The 16,187-nt window shown below is 69.4% G+C and carries 14 protein-coding genes and 1 pseudogene; 8 read left to right on the forward strand and 7 right to left on the reverse strand.

What is annotated here, in order from left to right; translation table 11 throughout:
* The first annotated feature begins 110 nt into the window (after nucleotides 1-110).
* Both ACGFI9_RS34990 and ACGFI9_RS34995 read left to right on the forward strand, forming a co-directional pair.
* Nucleotides 111-686 (forward strand): hypothetical protein, encoded by a 576-nt coding sequence (locus tag ACGFI9_RS34990; protein WP_393185004.1) that lies wholly within the window; start codon nucleotides 111-113, stop codon nucleotides 684-686.
* Between the two features lie 17 nt (nucleotides 687-703).
* Nucleotides 704-1,222, forward strand: a complete 519-nt coding sequence (locus ACGFI9_RS34995; protein WP_393185006.1) for a DUF2716 domain-containing protein — start codon at nucleotides 704-706, stop codon at nucleotides 1,220-1,222.
* Nucleotides 1,223-1,320: 98 nt separating this feature from the next.
* Here the strand turns inward: ACGFI9_RS34995 and ACGFI9_RS35000 are convergent, their stop codons facing one another.
* A complete protein-coding gene (locus ACGFI9_RS35000) occupies nucleotides 1,321-2,085 on the reverse strand; it encodes an HAD family hydrolase (protein ID WP_393185008.1) in 765 nt (254 codons plus the stop codon).
* Nucleotides 2,086-2,309: 224 nt separating this feature from the next.
* Here ACGFI9_RS35000 and ACGFI9_RS35005 point away from each other — a divergent pair, with 224 nt between their 5' ends.
* Nucleotides 2,310-2,825: a hypothetical protein gene (locus tag ACGFI9_RS35005; RefSeq protein ID WP_393185011.1), complete on the forward strand. Its 516-nt coding sequence runs from the start codon at nucleotides 2,310-2,312 to the stop codon at nucleotides 2,823-2,825.
* Between the two features lie 483 nt (nucleotides 2,826-3,308).
* On the opposite strand, the gene ACGFI9_RS35010 is transcribed toward ACGFI9_RS35005, so the two are convergent.
* Nucleotides 3,309-4,142, reverse strand: coding sequence for a DUF5937 family protein (locus ACGFI9_RS35010; protein WP_393185013.1), 834 nt, complete (start codon nucleotides 4,140-4,142; stop codon nucleotides 3,309-3,311).
* A gap of 205 nt (nucleotides 4,143-4,347) precedes the next feature.
* Between ACGFI9_RS35010 and ACGFI9_RS35015 the strand changes: the two genes are divergently transcribed.
* The 3 genes from ACGFI9_RS35015 to ACGFI9_RS35025 all read left to right on the forward strand — a co-directional run bounded on the left by ACGFI9_RS35015 (nucleotide 4,348) and on the right by ACGFI9_RS35025 (nucleotide 7,470).
* Complete coding sequence (locus ACGFI9_RS35015; RefSeq protein ID WP_393185016.1) at nucleotides 4,348-5,610, forward strand: MFS transporter; 1,263 nt, start codon at nucleotides 4,348-4,350, stop codon at nucleotides 5,608-5,610.
* Nucleotides 5,611-5,825: 215 nt separating this feature from the next.
* Nucleotides 5,826-6,647 (forward strand): zinc-binding dehydrogenase, encoded by an 822-nt coding sequence (locus tag ACGFI9_RS35020; RefSeq protein ID WP_393185018.1) that lies wholly within the window; start codon nucleotides 5,826-5,828, stop codon nucleotides 6,645-6,647.
* Between the two features lie 190 nt (nucleotides 6,648-6,837).
* Complete coding sequence (locus tag ACGFI9_RS35025) at nucleotides 6,838-7,470, forward strand: TMEM175 family protein (protein ID WP_393185020.1); 633 nt, start codon at nucleotides 6,838-6,840, stop codon at nucleotides 7,468-7,470.
* A 98-nt stretch (nucleotides 7,471-7,568) separates the two neighbouring features.
* Here the strand turns inward: ACGFI9_RS35025 and aceB are convergent, their stop codons facing one another.
* Together aceB and aceA are read right to left on the reverse strand one after the other, a co-directional pair.
* Nucleotides 7,569-9,179: a malate synthase A gene (gene aceB, locus ACGFI9_RS35030; protein WP_393185022.1), complete on the reverse strand. Its 1,611-nt coding sequence runs from the start codon at nucleotides 9,177-9,179 to the stop codon at nucleotides 7,569-7,571.
* On the reverse strand, nucleotides 9,176-10,447 hold the full coding sequence (aceA, locus tag ACGFI9_RS35035; RefSeq protein WP_393185024.1) for an isocitrate lyase: 1,272 nt from the start codon (nucleotides 10,445-10,447) through the stop codon (nucleotides 9,176-9,178). Before aceA ends, aceB begins: the two co-directional genes overlap by 4 nt.
* Before the next feature lie 226 nt (nucleotides 10,448-10,673).
* Here aceA and ACGFI9_RS35040 point away from each other — a divergent pair, with 226 nt between their 5' ends.
* The gene (locus ACGFI9_RS35040; RefSeq protein ID WP_393185026.1) at nucleotides 10,674-12,068 is read left to right on the forward strand and encodes a short-chain fatty acyl-CoA regulator family protein; all 1,395 of its coding nucleotides are present in this window, start codon (nucleotides 10,674-10,676) and stop codon (nucleotides 12,066-12,068) included.
* A gap of 149 nt (nucleotides 12,069-12,217) precedes the next feature.
* On the opposite strand, the pseudogene ACGFI9_RS35045 reads toward ACGFI9_RS35040, so the two are convergent.
* Nucleotides 12,218-12,631 (reverse strand): annotated as a pseudogene (locus ACGFI9_RS35045) (hypothetical protein); the annotation flags it as partial.
* Nucleotides 12,632-13,065: 434 nt separating this feature from the next.
* On the opposite strand from ACGFI9_RS35045, the gene ACGFI9_RS35050 reads away from it, so the two are divergent.
* Nucleotides 13,066-13,974 carry a methyltransferase domain-containing protein gene (locus tag ACGFI9_RS35050; protein WP_393185028.1) on the forward strand — a complete coding sequence of 303 codons (909 nt, stop codon included), beginning with the start codon at nucleotides 13,066-13,068 and terminating at the stop codon, nucleotides 13,972-13,974.
* Nucleotides 13,975-14,274: 300 nt separating this feature from the next.
* On the opposite strand, the gene ACGFI9_RS35055 is transcribed toward ACGFI9_RS35050, so the two are convergent.
* Nucleotides 14,275-14,955, reverse strand: coding sequence for a response regulator (locus ACGFI9_RS35055; RefSeq protein WP_393185030.1), 681 nt, complete (start codon nucleotides 14,953-14,955; stop codon nucleotides 14,275-14,277).
* On the reverse strand, nucleotides 14,952-16,043 hold the full coding sequence (locus ACGFI9_RS35060; protein ID WP_393185127.1) for a sensor histidine kinase: 1,092 nt from the start codon (nucleotides 16,041-16,043) through the stop codon (nucleotides 14,952-14,954). The genes ACGFI9_RS35055 and ACGFI9_RS35060 overlap by 4 nt, the downstream gene beginning before the upstream one ends.
* Nucleotides 16,044-16,187: the final 144 nt, after the last annotated feature.

Consider the following 16,187-nt stretch of genomic DNA (forward strand, 5'->3'; position numbering starts at 1 on the left):
CACAGCCGACCACTTCCTCGCGTTCGCCGACATCGGCTGCCTGCTCATCTGCTACCGCAGGCTGACCAAGGCCACCAACTGAGACGCGCCCTAAGAGACGAGTAGGCGCGGTGCGCGAACATCAACAACAGCTCCGTAATCGGTTCCTCGCTGCCCAGGTCATGCCCGCACCAGAGCCGTGGCTCGCACTGCCCACGCCGCACAAGTACATACCTGTGGGCGGGCTGCTGGGCGTCGGCTTCGCGGCCGATCCGACCAGCGGCGCCGACATCCTCATGGTCCTCTCCCACGACGGCCGCGGCCTGTTCGATCCGGCCACGGGCGCGAAGATCGCCCGCGATCGCGAACCCGATCCGGACCTCTGTATTCCGACCGGGCCGGACCTGTCCTGCCCGGGATTCGGTCCGCTCGCCGACGCGCGAGTCCGCATCGCGGGGCTCTTCGGCGGTGGCCTCCACACCACTACCGAAGACGGCTGGACCGTCGATGTCGTCGCGCCCGACTGGCCCAACGAACGCGTCATGCTCTCCATCGACGGCGGCATCTACCGCGGCACGGTCGGTACGCACTGGTGGCACATCTTCGACTCCAACTACTCGGAGCTTCGCGCTGCCGGCTTCTCGGCCTCCGGGCGCACGCTCGTGGTCGCCACCAGCAGCGATATCACGCTGTGGCACCGCAGCTGATTGAGTAGGGTGCGGCGATGGCGATGAGGGCGTACCGCGAGCTGACCGGCGACGAAAAGGCGGTCTGGGACTGCTTCGACGCGGTGTTCGACTTCCGCCCTAGCATGCACCGGTATCCGGCCATCACCGAACCGACCCCGTCGGTCACCTGGAGGCTGAACGGCCTTGAGGATGATCCCGAATACGCGCGCCTGGATCGCCTGGTCGAGGTCATGCACGCCGGGTTCACGGCGCTGGCAGGCGCGGGTTCGATCCTGTGCCTGGACTGGCAACACCCGAGCTACCGGGTCTGGCCCAGCCTCATCGGGCCGGAGAACATCGACCCGCCTGGCCAGCCTGGCTGGCCGTTATCGCCGTACCCCGACGGTGACTACTACATCTACCTCGCGGAGGACTTCCGGTTCGGCACCTTCGGTCATCCGTGGGAGCTGTCGCTGTGTGTGTTCGGCGGCGACCTACTGCACCTGGTCGAAGCCGATCTACATGACATCCTCGGCAAGGTGATGAGACGCGGCGGCCGGCCGGTGACGGTGTGAGCATGGGCCTGTTCGATGGCGGCACAGGGTCAAGGGCCGCGTGGTTGAGCATCGGTTCGTGCTGATCATTTCACAAGCCCCATGCCCAACCCTCCAGGTCAAGCCCGGTTTCGACGTCTTGGCTCTGAGACGATTCGAACCCCAGCAGGCTGTACTGGCTTGTGTCCGAACAGGGGCTCGACTGGTTGCCGCTCGTGGTCGGGGGTGCCAGGGGGCCCTAGCCGCCTTGAAGTCGATGTCCTAGGACGGTTTAGAGGGTGTGCATCAGCGCAGGCGGTGGCGGCTTCGACCGCAGTGTTCAGCGCCGTCTCGGGAAGCGTGCGCTGGGAGATAGACGGTGGCGTGTGGCACAGCGGCACGTCGGAGCGCCCGTCGCCAACGGCAACGCAACGCTTCGGGTCCACGCCCAGCTCGGCGGCCACGCTCACCGCGAAGTCGCGTTTGCTCAGTTCGTCGAACTGCTCGGCGACCGCCCCGCTGTAGCGGCCGTCAACGAGCTCCAGACGCGGTCCGCAAGCGCGATCGAAGCCATAGCGGTCGCACAGATAGGCGCCCACGACGTCCCACGCCAGCGTGGCCAGTACGGGTGCCAGCCCACGCCGACGGCACCACAGAACCGTCTCGGCAATGCCGTCCACCAGCGGCAGCGACTCCAGCAACCCACGCACCTGCATGGGCGTCCGTGTTGCCCAGCCACGAGCTTCGAGGACCGCCGCCTCCTGGCTGCTCAGGGTGCCGGCGCCGTAGCCGGCCTGCACCTCTTGAATGACCTTGGCATGGCCGAGGAACTCCGCCAGGTGCTGCCCGCTGCTGGTCGGCGTCAGCGTCCCGTCGACATCAAAGAACACCGCTCCACGGATCACGGTCGAACGCTACCGACCGCCAGGGGCAGCGCGAACTCTGGCGCAGCAACGCGCGTTCATGCCGCAAGTCGCGCGTTACGCGGCATCACGGCCAATGGGTTGCCCTGCCGGTGAGGACGACGCCGACGCTGTACCGGAGGTCCGGCCGACAGGCACCCTGGACAAGACCAGCGGCGTGGTTTTGTTGATTGACGGGCAGCAGGCAGCCCGGATGGAGGTCTTCGGTGTCGACAGTGCCGTGGCCCGCGATCATCTCAAGTGCGTCCGCGCTGCTTGGGGTAGCCGTGGGTGGCCTTCTAACCGCACGGATACAGAAGCGGCAATGGGCGCGGGACCAGCAGATCGAGGCGTGCGCGGCGATCGTGGTCGAGTCGACCCGCGTTCAGCTTTCGCTGCGCGGGCAGTGGAAGCACGACCAGCGTGTCGACTGGGTGCCGTGGAATGAAGCCCTCGCGAAGATCAGCCTGGTCGCCGACCGAGCGGTTGTCGAGGCCGCGGGCGACGTGGATGCGGTGTTCTGGCAGCACAGTGACCGCATCGACCGCGGCGAAATCACCAATGAGGCGACATGGTTTGCGGCGACGGAGCCGATGGAGGCTGCGCGGTTGGCGTTCGTCAACGCAGCAAAACGTCACGTGCTGGGCTCAGCGGACCGGCTGGATCGGCTGCCGATCCGCCGACCGAGTGGCTACATGCCGGGCGCCAGCAGCACTCCGCCCCGCCCCTCCGACCCGCCGTGACGTCGCACAGCGGCGGCCTGCGAACTGTATGAGTTGGACGCTCGGCGCCCACAGCGGCAATCCGGATCTGCCGCGGAGTGCTCGTCACGCAAGGTAACCAGCTCGCAGATGCCGCGATCCGGGTGCTACCGAACGTCCCCGCCGCTGGCCCGCCGGCTGTACGGAAGCCGATGTGAGTGCGGCAGTTGCTGTCAGGGCCATGTCTAGGATCGGTGCCGTCCCGGAGCGGGAATGGGTGTGCGATCCCGGCCTAACTTCTGCGCCGACCGGTACGTGTTGGCGGCGATCTCGGCGAGCAAGTGAATCAATGGGCTCTCGTGAGTGGTGCCCAGGCGAGGACGAGGGGGCTTGGGGGCATCGGTCAGGGGTACGCAGGTTCGGCTGGAGCCTTTGTTGAGGGCTGCCCGGGATGTGGGTCAAGAATGGAAAGGTGCCTTTTGAGCTGGGAAGCGCCTGGGCCACATCCCTCGTGTATCAGCCGGATCAGTCGCTGAGGAGTGCGTCGCCCCGCGCGGTGCGCACGTAAAAGACCAGACGCCCGGCTCGCTGCCGAGTGACCAGGCCAGCGGTCACGAGCCGCGAGAGGTGGGCCGAGACTCCGCTTGGGGTCAGCCCGGTGCGGCGGGCCAGCGACGTCGTCGTCGACGGGGTCGTCAGCTCGACTAGCAGGGTCGCGCGGGCCTGGCCGATCACCGGGGCGAGATCGGCCGCGGGTGGGTCGCTGTGCCACATTGATCCCACGCCCCGGGTGGGATATCGCAGCACCGGAGCCCAGGGCTCGGACGCCTTGACGAAGACGTTCGGCCACGCGAACAGCGACGGCACGAGCACCAGGCCGCGACCGCCGAGTTCGTAGTCCCGGTCCAGCGGCCGGTCCACCGACAGGACGTCGTCCGACCACGAGACCGCGGGATCGAGCTCGGGGAACATCCGGTGCGGGCCGTCGTCCGCCAGCCGCCGCGCCCGAAACATCACGTCGGCCTCCAGGATCCCGCGTATCCGCCCCCAGTACGGCGCCAGCGTGAGGCCCCAGTACGTCCGCATCTGGCCCACGATCGTCGGCAGGGTACGGCGCGGCGCGCGGCGCAGGTCCGACAGCGAGGCCGGCAGCCGGTCGCCGTACACCGTCTCCAGTTCCTCGCGCACGACCGCCGCCGGCGTCTCCCGCACCGCCACGAACTCCGCTTCAGGCTCGGCGACGGGTGAGTGCGGCGCCGGCGCGAGGAAGCCCGGCAGGTGCCGCTCCGGTGCGATCACCAGGTCGCGCAGCTGACGCAGGTCGGGTGAGGCCAGCACCCTGGCCCGGTGTCGGGTCACCCATGGCAGGTGTACGGCGTGCGCCCCGGGATCGCGGAGTACGCGCAAACTCGCCACGACCTCCCAGGCGGGGGAGATCGCGAACCTGACACTGGCGAGATCGGCCAGGGACAACGACAATTCGCAGCATCAGACCGGCTCCACAAGGATTCACCGTAGTCTGAATCGTTGGCGCGCGGGGGCGGCCGAGGCCGAAGGTTCCGGCATGTCGATCCAGCACGCCTCCCGCCGTGGGCACGACGCCGCACCGGCCCTGCCCCGCGACTTCACTCGCTACCTCGTCGCCGCGGTGGCGGCGAAATGGGGTTTCAACATCGCCAAGGTGGCCATTCCGCTCGTCGCGATCACGTCGCTCGGCGCTGGTCCGGGCGCGGCGGGTTCGCTGGCCGCTGCCGGCACCGCACCGTTCCTGCTGCTCGGGCTGCCGGCGGGTGCATGGCTGGACCGGGTTGCTCGTCGCCCAGTCATGATCGCCATGGATCTGGCCCGGTTCGTGCTGATCGGCTCGGTACCGATCGCCGCCGCAGCATCCGCTCTGACCATGACCCAGCTTTGGGCGGTGGTGTTCCTCAACGGCGTCGCGACCGTCCTCTTCGACGTCGCCATGCAGAGCCACCTGCCGGACCTTGTCGGGGATAGGGGCGGCAGGCGCCTGGTCGCGGCCAATGGGCGCCTCGGCATCGTGGACCAGATGGCGTTGATCGGCGGACCCGCGCTGGCCGGCTGGCTGATTGGCCTGTCGACAGCGGCAGTGGTTCTGGTCGCGACGGCACTGGGCTACCTCTGGTCGGCGCTGTGGATTCGCCGAATCGAGCGGCCGGAGCCGCGCCGGGTTGACGTTGTACGACGCTCGCTCGTGGCCGAGGTGCGGGAAGGCCTATCGTTCGTCCGGCGCAACCACACTCTGCGTGCGATCGCCGTCGCCGGCGCGCTCGTGAACTTCGCAACCGCAGGCACGGTCGCGATGCTGCCGCTTCTCCTGGTTCAGGAACTGCACTGGTCGGAGCGCCAACTGGGCCTCTTCCTCGGTGCCGGCGGAACCGGTGGCCTGCTCGGGGCGTTCTGTGGGCAGCGGTTGTCCAGGGTCCTCGGCGCTGGCCGCTCCGTGCTTGCGATCGGGCTGGCCATCGCCCCGGTCTCGCTCGTGCTGCCGCTCGTCGGTCAGCCCGTGCCTGGGCTGGTCGCCGCGCTCGCGTGGGCACTGGTGATCTTCAAGGTCGGCTTCGACAGCGTGATCCTGATGTCGTTCCGCCAGCACATCACGCCGTCACGGCTCCTGGGACGCGTGAACGGCAGCCTGCGCGTGATGTTCAGTGGCGCGCTCACACTCGGCGCGGCGATGGCGGCATTCGTCGGTGACCACGCCGGTCCGCGCGCCGCCACCTGGGTTGCCTGCGCCGCGCTTGCGCTGGTGTGGGTGCCGATCCTGCGCTCCCCGATGCGCCGGCAAACCCTCGACGGATCCTGAAGAACGGCAACCTGGCCCAGCCATAGAGCAAGATCGAGTGCACCTCCCGCCGCTGACCGAGCGGTTCGGTAGCCAGGGGTCATGAGCAGCCGCCAGCTTCAGGGGAGCATGCCAGAGCCCCTCATGTTGGGCTGGCGAATACAGCAGGTAACGACTAGGCGGTCCTCCTGCTTCGCCACCTCCGTGCGCGACCGTTCGCCGGAATCGGGGAGAAGATGTTCGGTCATCCGGTCGCCGGGATGTTCGGCTATTCCCGTCTGACGGGCGGCTTCGCGGGAGGTCAGGCGCAGTATGCGCGGGTGCCGTTCGCCGACGTCGGTCCGCTGAAGATCGAGTCCGATCTGAGCGACGAGCAGGTGCTGTTCCTCTCCGACATCCTGCCGACCGGCTACATGGGTGCGGACTTGTGTGACATCCAGTCCACCGACGTGGTGGCGGTGTGGGGCGCCGGCCCGGTCGGACAGTTCGCCATGGACAGCGCCCGGGTGCTCGGCGCCGCGAAGGTCATCGCCATCGACAAGGAGCTGTACCGGCTGCAGATGGCGGAACGGGCGGGCTACACGACGATCAATTTCGAGGAGGTGGACGTGCGGTCCCGGCTGCTGGAACTGACCGGTGGGCGGCGACCGGACAAGTGCATCGACGCGGTCGGAATGGAGGCCAGCCACGGCAGTGCACACGTCCACGCCTACGACCGGGTCAAGCAGGCGGTCCGCTTGGAGACCGAGCGCCCGCACGCGCTGCGGCAGGCGATCCTGTCGTGCCGAAGCGGTGGGATCGTGTCGGTGATCGGCGTGTACGGCGGTTTCCTCGACAAGTTCCCGGTCGGCGCGTGGATGAACCGTGCGCTGACCCTGCGCACCGGGCAATGCCACGTACAGCGCTACATGAAGCAGCTGCTGCAGCGCATCGAGCGCGGGGAAATCGATCCGACGCGGGTCATCACCCACACCCTGCCGCTCGACGAGGCGGAACGCGGCTTCGACATCTTCAAGAACAAACAGGACCACTGCGAGAAGGTCGTCCTCAAACCCTGACGACCACCCGCATCCGGCAACCGCGGCGTGCGCGGCGGCCGGATGCGGCGTCTATCGGAGGCGCCGGTCACACTGATTCGCATTACGGGCGGCGGATGCCTGGGTGTTTGCCGCGTACGCCCCTGGGTAGGCACGCTCGGTGAGTGGGCCAGAAACGGACCTAGGCACCCGGTCGGACACCAGCCGTGCCGTGGCGTTCAGCGACGCCATCTTCGCCATCATCATCACGCTGCTGGTCCTGGACCTCCGGGTGCCGGACGTCCCGCCCGGCCGCCTCCTGTCCGGACTGCTCAGCCAGTGGCCGGCATACGTCGCGTATCTCGCGTCCTACTCGTATGTGGCCGTCGTCTGGCTCAACCACAAGGCGGCATTCAACCGCATCCAGCAGACTGATCGCGGCCTGCACTGGATGAACCTGTTGGTGCTGTTCGCCACGGCGCTGCTGCCGTTTCCGACCATCGTCGTGTCGCACGCCCTGCAGGAGCACGACAACGCGGACCAGCGCGTGGCCATCGCCTTCTACGCGTTGATCGGCGCGTCGCTGTGCGCGACTTGGCTGGCGTTCTACCACTACCTGGCCCGGCACCCCGACCTGCTGAAGGAACAGGTCAAGGATGAGTTCTTCGGCGTCGAGCGGATCCGGGCCCTCGCCGGGGTCCTCCTGTACGCCCTCGCGGGGGTGCTCGGCTACCTGGTGACGCCGCTGGTCGGCCTCGCCATCTTCCTCCTCCTGCCCGCGTTCTACGCCGTCACCAGCGCCGGCCTGTACCAGTTTCGGGTGACCCGCCGGATCAGCCACCGCCCTCCGCCACCATCCGGCTGAGGGGCACCGGCCAGCAGGACATCGGCGAGCATGCATACCGACGGGAGCCGGGAAGGTCCTGTCGGATCTTCCCGGCTCCGGCGCGGCGCTGTTCGCCGTCAGCCGACCGGTACGGCTGGCTTCCGGTCCGGACCGAGGTGCAGGGCGTACGCGCCGGTGGTGAAGAACGCCGGCAGGTCCTCGCCGAAGGCGGTGTCCTCGACGATCCGCGCGGCCTGCTCGGCCCGGTCCCGATCGGCGCCCTCGCGGCCCGCGATCAGGGCGGCCAACTCCTCGGCGAGGATGGAACGGACCAGCTCGTCGGTGACGCAGCCGCCGCCGGCCAGGGGAGTGCCGTGCTGCAGCCACTGCCAGACCTGGCAGCGGGCGATCTCCGCAGTGGCCGCGTCCTCCATCAGGTTCCACAGCGCCACCGCACCGACACCGCCGAGCCACGCGTCGATGTAGCGCAGCGCGACCGCGATGTTGGACCGCAGCCCCGCGGCGGTGACCTGGCCCGGAGTCTTGTCAACGGCGAGCAGGTCGCCGGCGGTGACGGTGACGTCCTCACGAAGCCGGTCGAGCTGGTTCGGGCGATCGCCCAACACGGCGTCGAACTCCTCCCGGCACGTCTCGACCAGGCCCGGGTGGGCGACCCACGAGCCGTCGAACCCGTCACCGGCCTCCCGCCGCTTGTCCGCACGCACCCGGCCCAGGGCCACCTCGTTGACCTCAGGGTCCCGGCTGGGGATGAACGCGGCCATTCCGCCGATCGCGTGCGCGCCGCGCCGGTGGCACGTCTGCACCAGCAACTCGGTGTAGGCGCGCATGAAGGGCACCGTCATGGTCACGTCGGACCGATCCGGCAGGACGAAGTCCGACCACTGCCCGAAGTTCTTGATCACGCTGAAGATGTAGTCCCACCGCCCGGCGTTCAGTCCCGCCGAGTGCTCGCGCAACTCGTACAGGATCTCCTCCATCTCAAAGGCGGCGGTGATCGTCTCGATCAGCGTGGTGGCCCGGATGGTGCCCTGCGGCAGGCCCAGGTACCGCTGGGCGAAGACGAAGATCTCGTTCCACAGCCGCGCCTCGCGGTGACCCTCCAGCTTCGGCAGGTAGAAGTACGGCCCGGTGCCGGCGTCGAGCTGCCGTCGGGCGCAGTGGAAGAGGTAGAGCCCGAAGTCGACCAGACTGGCCGAGATGGGCCGGCCGTCCACCGCGATGCCCTTCTCCACGAGGTGCCAGCCGCGCGGGCGGACCACGATCGTGGCCAGCTCGTCGCCGAGGGCGTACCGCTTGCCGCGCGGGTCGGTGAAGTCGATCCGCCGATCCAGGGCGTCGATCAGGTTGAGCTGGCCGCTGATGACGTTGTGCCAGGTCGGGGCGGTGGCGTCCTCGAAGTCGGCGAGCCACACCTTCGCCCCGGAGTTGAGGGCGTTGACGGTCATCTTGCGGTCGGTCGGGCCGGTGATCTCGACCCGCCGGTCGACCAGGCCGGGCGCCGGCGGTGCCACCCGCCAGGTGGGATCGGCGCGGATTCCGGCGGTCTCCGGAAGGAAGTCGGGCAGCTGGCCGGTGGCGTACCGGTCGCGGCGGGCCCGGCGGGTGTCCAGCAGAGCCACCCGGCGGGCGGCGAACTCGCTGTCCAGCGCGACCAGGAAGTCCAGCGCCTCGGCGGTGAGGACCTCGTCGAACCGGTCGGCCATCGGGCCGATGACCTCGTACCTCATGCGAACTGCTCCTCCTCGGTGGAGCCGCGCAGGGCGGTGGTCTCGGCGGCCGGGTTCAGCACCGTGCTGATCAGGTCGAAGTAGCCGGTGCCCACCTCGCGCTGGTGCTTGACCGCGGTGTAGCCGGCCGCCTCGGCGGCGAACTCCCGCTCCTGCAGCGACACGTAGGCGGACATGCCGTCGGTGGCGTAGCCGCGCGCCAGATCGAACATCGAGTAGTTGAGCGCGTGGAAGCCGGCGAGGGTGATGAACTGGAACTTGTAGCCCATGTGGCCGAGCTCCCGCTGGAACTTGGCGATGGTCGCGTCGTCGAGGTGCTTGCGCCAGTTGAACGACGGCGAGCAGTTGTAGGCGAGCAGCTGGTCCGGGTACTGGTGCTTGATCGCCTCGGCGAACCGGCGGGCGACCTCCAGGTCCGGCGTGCTGGTCTCCATCCACAGCAGGTCGGCGTGCGGGGCGTAGGCCAGGCCACGGGCGATGCACGGCTCGACCCCGTTACGCACCCGGTAGAAGCCCTCGGCGGTCCGCTCGCCGGTGACGAACGGCCGGTCCCGCTCGTCCACGTCGGTGGTGAGCAGCGTGGCGGCCTGCGCGTCGGTGCGGGCGATGACCACCGACGGCACGCCGGCGACGTCGGCGGCGAGCCGCGCCGCCTCGAGGGTACGGATGTGCTGGCCGGTGGGGACGAGCACCTTCCCGCCGAGGTGGCCGCACTTCTTCTCGGCGGCGAGCTGGTCCTCCCAGTGCACCCCGGCCGCGCCGGCCGCGATCATCGCGGTCATCAGCTCGTAGGCGTTGAGGGGGCCACCGAAACCGGCCTCGGCGTCGGCGACGATCGGCGCCAGCCAGTCGACTCCCCGGGTGTCGCCCTCGGCCGTGGTGATCTGGGCCGCGCGCAGCAGGGCGTTGTTGATCCGGCGCACCACCGCGGGCACCGAGTTGGCGGGGTAGAGGCTCTGGTCGGGGTAGGTGTGCCCGGCGAGGTTGGCGTCCGCGGCGACCTGCCAGCCGGAGAGGTAGATCGCCTTGAGGCCGGCCCGGACCATCTGCACGGCCTGGTTGCCGGTGAGGGCGCCCAGGGCGTGGATGTAGTCCTCGCTGTGCAGCAGCTGCCACAGCCGCTCCGCCCCGTGTCGGGCCAGGGTGTGTTCCTCCTGGATCGCCCCACGCAGCCGCACCACGTCCTCCGCGCGGTAGCTGCGCCGCACGCCCTGCCAGCGCGGACTGGTTTCCCACTCGGTACGCAACTGCTCAACGGCGTTCTGCATGATGTCGTCCCCTCGCATGTCGATGACGCCGGCACGTCGGCGCATCCGTGGCGGTGCCTCCGGATGCCGTTGCGGCGTGCCGCCAACCGTCACACGCTGCCCGCGCTGGGGTCGAGAGACGGAAAATGCCAAGTTCTGAGAATTTTCCGCCTCATTTTGCGAAGTTGTGAACGGCTATATTTGCAGCCTGCAAATGGTGCTGGCCCCCCAGCCAGCAGTCGGGGAGGTGAGGACGATCGCCAAGACCTTCGCGGGCGCCCGACTGCGCCGGATGCGCGAGGACCGCGCCCTCAGCCAGTCACACCTGGCCCGCCTACTGAACATCTCGCCCAGCTACCTCAACCAGATCGAACACGACGCGCGACCGCTGACCGTTCCCGTGCTCATGCGCATCACCGAGGTGTTCGGCGTCGATCCCACCGTCTTCGCCCCGCGGGACACGCCACGGCTGGTCGCCGGGCTACGCGAGGCGCTCCCCGGCCGGGTGCCCGTCACCGGCCTCACCGAACTCGCCACCCGGCTGCCCGAGGTTGCGGAGGCGGTCATCGACCTGCACCGCCGCTACCGGCAGGCGGACGAGCAACTCGCCGAACTGCTCGGCGATCGCGAGACGATCGGCCGCAGCCCCCACGACCAGGTGACCGAGTTCTTCTACCGCCGCCAGAACTACCTGCCGGACCTGGACGAGGCCGCCGAGCGGCTGGCGGCGAGCATCGGACTGCGCCGTGGCGAGGTCCGAACCGCACTGCAGGACCGGCTCGCCCAACGGCACGGCGTCCAGGTCCGCCGCGACGACAGCGCCACCCTCGGCGACGAACTGCACCGCTACCGCCCGCAGACCCGCACCCTGCACCTGTCGACATCGCTGCGGGCCGGCCAGGAGGCCATGCGGATGGCGGCGCAGATCGCGCTGCTGGAGTTCGCCGACGTCATCGACGAGATCGTGGAACAGGAGCGATTCGACGACGTCCAGACCCAGATCCTCACCCGGGTCGGTCTGGCGAACTACTTCGCCGCCGCGCTGATCCTGCCGTACGAGCAGTTCCTCGCTGCGGCCGAGCAGCGCCGGTACGACATCGACCTGCTCACCCAGCACTTCGCCATGGGGTGGGAGACCGTGTGCCACCGGCTCAGCACCCTGCAACGCCCCCGCGCGCGTGGGGTGCCGTTCTCCTTCGTCCGCGTCGACCGGGCCGGCAACATGTCCAAACGGCAGTCCGCCACCGGCTTCCCGTTCTCCCACACCGGGGGCACCTGCCCACTCTGGAACGTCTACGAGGCGTTCAGCTCACCCGGCCGGGTCGTCGTCCAGGTCGCCGCGATGCCCGACGGGCAACGCTACCTGTGGATCGCGCGCACCATCACCCGCCACCACGGCGGCTACAACCAGCCCGGCAAGGTCTATGCGATCGGCCTGGGCTGCGAGAGCCGCCACGCCGACCGGCTGGTCTACTCCGCCGGGATGGACCTGCACGCGGCTGACGCCGCCACCCCCATCGGCCCCGGCTGCAAAACCTGCGAACGGATGACCTGTCCGCAGCGGGCGGCCGCGCCGATCAGCCGGCAACTCGACCTCGACGAGAACCGGAGCACCTTCATCCCGTACCCCTTGAAGCACTGAGCCGGGCCCGGCGCCGGGCGAGCCGGAGGTACGTCCCGCCCGGCGCCGGGTCGGTCAGCTTCCGCACAGCTCGGGTGTCGGCCACCAGATGTTCCAGCGAGGCTCCACCTCACGGTAGCCGCGGGTCTTGAGGCCCGGTCGGGGTTCACCCACAGCCGCTCGACGTGCACCACCGCCCTTGCCCGCCGCACTGCCTCGACGACCTCGTCGCGTGATGGCACCCAGGGCGAGTGGATGTCCCACAGACCGGACACGAGACCACGCCGATACGGCCTCATGGGCGCGCTGCACTGGCGTCCGGGCCACCGCATCAGCATCCACCCGTAGGCCGGCATCCTGGCCATCGCCTCGACGCTGGCCGGGCTGCCTGTGGTGGGCAGCCGGGGGGGGGGGGGGGGGGGGCTGCCGCTAACGGTCACCGCACGGCAGATGTGCGGCGCATTTTGGGGGTTGTGGTTGGCGGCTGGCAAGAATCCCGCGACGGTTGGTTGGGGCGATGGGGGCCATGCGCGGATTTCCTCAGCGTGAATATGGTCAAGGGCGGGACCCCTCGTCGACCACATGCTGGATCCGCTGCGGCCGCTCCTACCTTTTGATCGTCCCCGGCCGGGCTCCCCGCCCGGCTTGGTACGACTTGTCAATAGCGGTGCCGCCTGGCTCCGTCCTCGGCATGTGCTGGCCCGTAATGAACGCGGGCCTCAATGACTTGGCGGCGCTTCGAGGTGCCATCGAATTAGGAAGAGTTGGTGGCCACGAAGCGGTAATTGAGCCGAGCCGTCATTCTCCCTGAGGGAAGCGACGATCGGCGCCGGGGCCTGGAGTACGAGTTGGCGCAGCGCGGCCAGGCGGCCGGGGAGCGCCGGGACACCGAGGTCCCGGATGAGCGGGCGATCGTGTCGAGGGTGAGGGGTCGGCCTGGTTGGCTGGAGCCGGGCTGTGTCTGGTTTCATCCCGTGTCGCGCTGACACAGCACGCGGTCGGGCGTGAGGATGTGGGCATGAGTTCATCGCAGCCCGTCGTCGACCCCGGGCGCGAGCCGGACACGACTGCGGGCGGGCCGGTGAATACTGCTGGCGCGCGGTCCAGGCCTCCATCGCCGGACTCCCCCGGGTCTTCCTCGGATCACCGCTACCTGCTCGACAACGCCCGGGTGGAGGCGGGCGAGCGGTTCGCCTGGCTGGCCGAGCTGTTCGACGGTGTCACGCGTGGGCACTTCGACCGGCTCGGAGTGAGGGCGGGCTGGCGCTGCTGGGAGGTTGGTGCCGGAGGCCCCAGCATTCCCGAGGCACTCGCCACGGCCGTCGGACCAACCGGTTACGTGCTGGCCACGGACATCAATCCGGCCTGGTTGGATCCGCACAGCGGGTACGAGGTGCTCCGGCACGACATCGTCGGGGACCCGCCGCCGCAGCCAGGCACGTTTGACCTGGTACACGCGCGCCTCGTGCTCGTTCACGTGCCCGACCGTGCCCGGGCGTTGGCGACGATGGTGGCGGCGCTGCGGCCCGGCGGTTGGCTGTTGGTAGAGGATGCCGACACCGAGCTGCAGCCGCTGGCCTGCCTCGATGAGGTTGGCCCGGCGCAGCGGCGCGCCAACCGGCTGCGGCGCGCCGTCCGCGAGTTGATGACCCGCCGCGGCGCCGATCTGCGCTACGGCCGCACGCTGCCGCGGGCGTTGCGTGCGGCGGGCCTGGTCGATGTCACGGCGGCCGGCTGCTTCCCGGTCGGCGGGGTAGCCTGCGACCGGCTGGAAACCGCGACGGTGCGCATGGTCCGCGCCGAGTTGCTCGCCGCAGGGCTGGCCAACGACGTCGAGATCGACGCGCACCTGGCCGCCGTCGATGCCGGCGAGCTCGACCTCACCCTCGCGCCGCTGATCTCGGCATGGGGACGCCGCCCAGGCTAAGCAGCCTGCCTGAAGTTCTGCATGTAACTGGGTGGCAGCATGGAGCGACCGACCGGCCGGCCTCCACACCACCGTGAGCACAACTCCAGACGGGACCTAGTACGGCACTGCTGGGACGTTTTGGCAGAAGATTGCTCGGCGAACGGATGGGGCATTCACCGATAAACACGACGGCGCGTGCGAGCACACGAAGATCGACCGGCGCGGCTGACCACACGTCTGCATAGTTCAGCTATGCAGGGGGACCGCTGGCCTGCGTTCCTCGCGGCGGTCAGCGCGCCGTGGTGTTGGAGTGTCGGGTCAGTCGCCGAGGTTGGTGGGGGTCGCCGTGACGAGGCCGGTCTCGTAGGCGACTACGACGAGTTGGGCGCGGTCGCGGGCGTTGAGCTTGGTGAGCAGCCGGCCGATATGGGATTTCACGGTGGCTACGCTGAGTGTGAGGTGCGTCGCGATGTCGGCGTTGGACAGTCCGCGTGCGATCAGTACCAGGATCTCGCGTTCGCGTTCGGTGACCCCGGTCAGTGTGCGGTGGAACGTGCGGGACGGGCGGGGCTGCGCACCGAACGCGGCGATGAGTCGTCGGGTGACGCTGGGGGCGAGTAGCGCGTCGCCAGCGGCGACCACTCGGAGGGCGGCGAGCAGGTCGGCGGCGCTGGTGTCTTTGAGCAGGAAGCCGCTGGCGCCGGCGCGTAGCGCGCCGTAGACGTACTCGTCGAGGTCGAAGGTGGTGAGGATGAGTACGCGAGTGTCGCCGGTCTCCGCGCAGATCTGTTCGGTGGCCTCGATACCGGTCATGTCGGGCATGCGGATGTCCATCAGGACCACGTCGGGGCGTTGGGCCGATGCCAGTTGGACGGCTTCGCGGCCGGTGCCGGCCTCGCCGACCACGGCGAAGCCCGGGGCCGTGTCCAGCAGGACGCGGAAACTGTCACGCAGCAGCGCCTGGTCGTCGACGATGAGGATGCGGATCGGGTCGGTCACGGCTGCTCATCCTCACCGGATTGGCGGTACGGCATACGCGCGGCTACCGCGAATCCGCCGGCCGTGCGCGGTCCGGCCTGCAGGCTGCCGCCGTAGGCGGCGATCCGTTCGCGCATGCCGCGCAGCCCGTACCCGGTTCCGCCGGGTGCCGCCACGGTCGCGGTGCCGTCATCGACCACCTGGACGGTGACCGTCTCCTTGCCGGCCTCGACACTGACCGTGCACTGGGTGGCTTTGGCGTGCCGGATCACGTTGGTTAACGCCTCCTGCACGATGCGGTACACGACGAACCGGACCCCTGCCGGCGGTGTCGTCTCGCCGACGAGCGTCAACTCCACCTGGATGCCGGCCTGCTGAGCGCGGTCGGCCAGCACGCGCAGGTCCGCGTCGGAACCCGACGGCATGCCGGGATCCTGGTCCGCGCGGAGCAGGCCCACTGCGCGGCGCATCTCCACCAGCGCTTCCCGACTGGCAGTCTCGATGACCTCCAGGGCGGCCACGCTTTCCTCGGGCCGAACCGCGGCGACGTGGCGGGCAACGCTGGCCTTCATCGCGATCATGCTCAAGTTGTGTGCGACCGTGTCGTGCATGTCGCGAGCGATGCGTAGCCGCTCCTCCGACACCGCCCGCGCGGTCCGCTCGTCGGCGATCCGCTCCGTGAGGCGCCGCCGGTGCCGGACCAACCAGCCCACCAGCCACGGGACCGCGACCGCCGGCACCGCCACCAGTGGCGCAAACGGCCACAGCAACGCGAGCGCGGCGGCGCCCGCGAGCCCGGTGGCCAGCACCGGCACGGACCGGGACAGCGGCAATCCCGCCGCTACCGAGTATTGGGTCAGCGCCACGGCAGCGAACAGGACCGGTGCGGCGTACGGCGGTATCACCCCGTAGGCGAGCAGGGCGGCGGACGCGGCGAGCGCCGTCAAGCCGGCCGGCAGCGTCCACCGGTCGCGGATTGCGACCGGCGCGGCGACCGCGGCCACCATCACCCACCTCCACCAGGATGGCCGGCCGGCCTCCTGCGCCGCGAACCCGCACACCGCCAGCACGGCAACGGCCGCCACCGCGTCGACGACCTGCCACCGCATCCGGATCACGTCGCCAGGTTACCGAGCGCCACCGGTGTTGCCGTCCGACTCAGGGTGCTCATCCCCTGGTAGCAACTGGGCGCCACGACTCAGCCCGCCAACGCTGCCGCAGATTGGTGTCCTGGCCGGATGTGCCGCACGCGG

This window comes from Micromonospora sp. NPDC048930 (genome assembly GCF_043197935.1).
In the GTDB taxonomy this organism is placed as follows: domain Bacteria; phylum Actinomycetota; class Actinomycetes; order Mycobacteriales; family Micromonosporaceae; genus Micromonospora.

What these genes read in the sequence shown, in the direction of transcription:
- aceB (WP_393185022.1), bottom strand. Translation starts at nt 9,179, where the DNA reads ATGAGGTACGAGGTCATCGGCCCGATGGCCGACCGGTTCGACGAGGTC.
- ACGFI9_RS35060 (WP_393185127.1), bottom strand. Translation starts at nt 16,043, where the DNA reads ATGCGGTGGCAGGTCGTCGACGCGGTGGCGGCCGTTGCCGTGCTGGCG.
- ACGFI9_RS35020 (WP_393185018.1), top strand. Translation starts at nt 5,826, where the DNA reads ATGTTCGGTCATCCGGTCGCCGGGATGTTCGGCTATTCCCGTCTGACG.
- ACGFI9_RS35015 (WP_393185016.1), top strand. Translation starts at nt 4,348, where the DNA reads ATGTCGATCCAGCACGCCTCCCGCCGTGGGCACGACGCCGCACCGGCC.
- aceA (WP_393185024.1), bottom strand. Translation starts at nt 10,447, where the DNA reads ATGCAGAACGCCGTTGAGCAGTTGCGTACCGAGTGGGAAACCAGTCCG.
- ACGFI9_RS34995 (WP_393185006.1), top strand. Translation starts at nt 704, where the DNA reads ATGGCGATGAGGGCGTACCGCGAGCTGACCGGCGACGAAAAGGCGGTC.
- ACGFI9_RS35050 (WP_393185028.1), top strand. Translation starts at nt 13,066, where the DNA reads ATGAGTTCATCGCAGCCCGTCGTCGACCCCGGGCGCGAGCCGGACACG.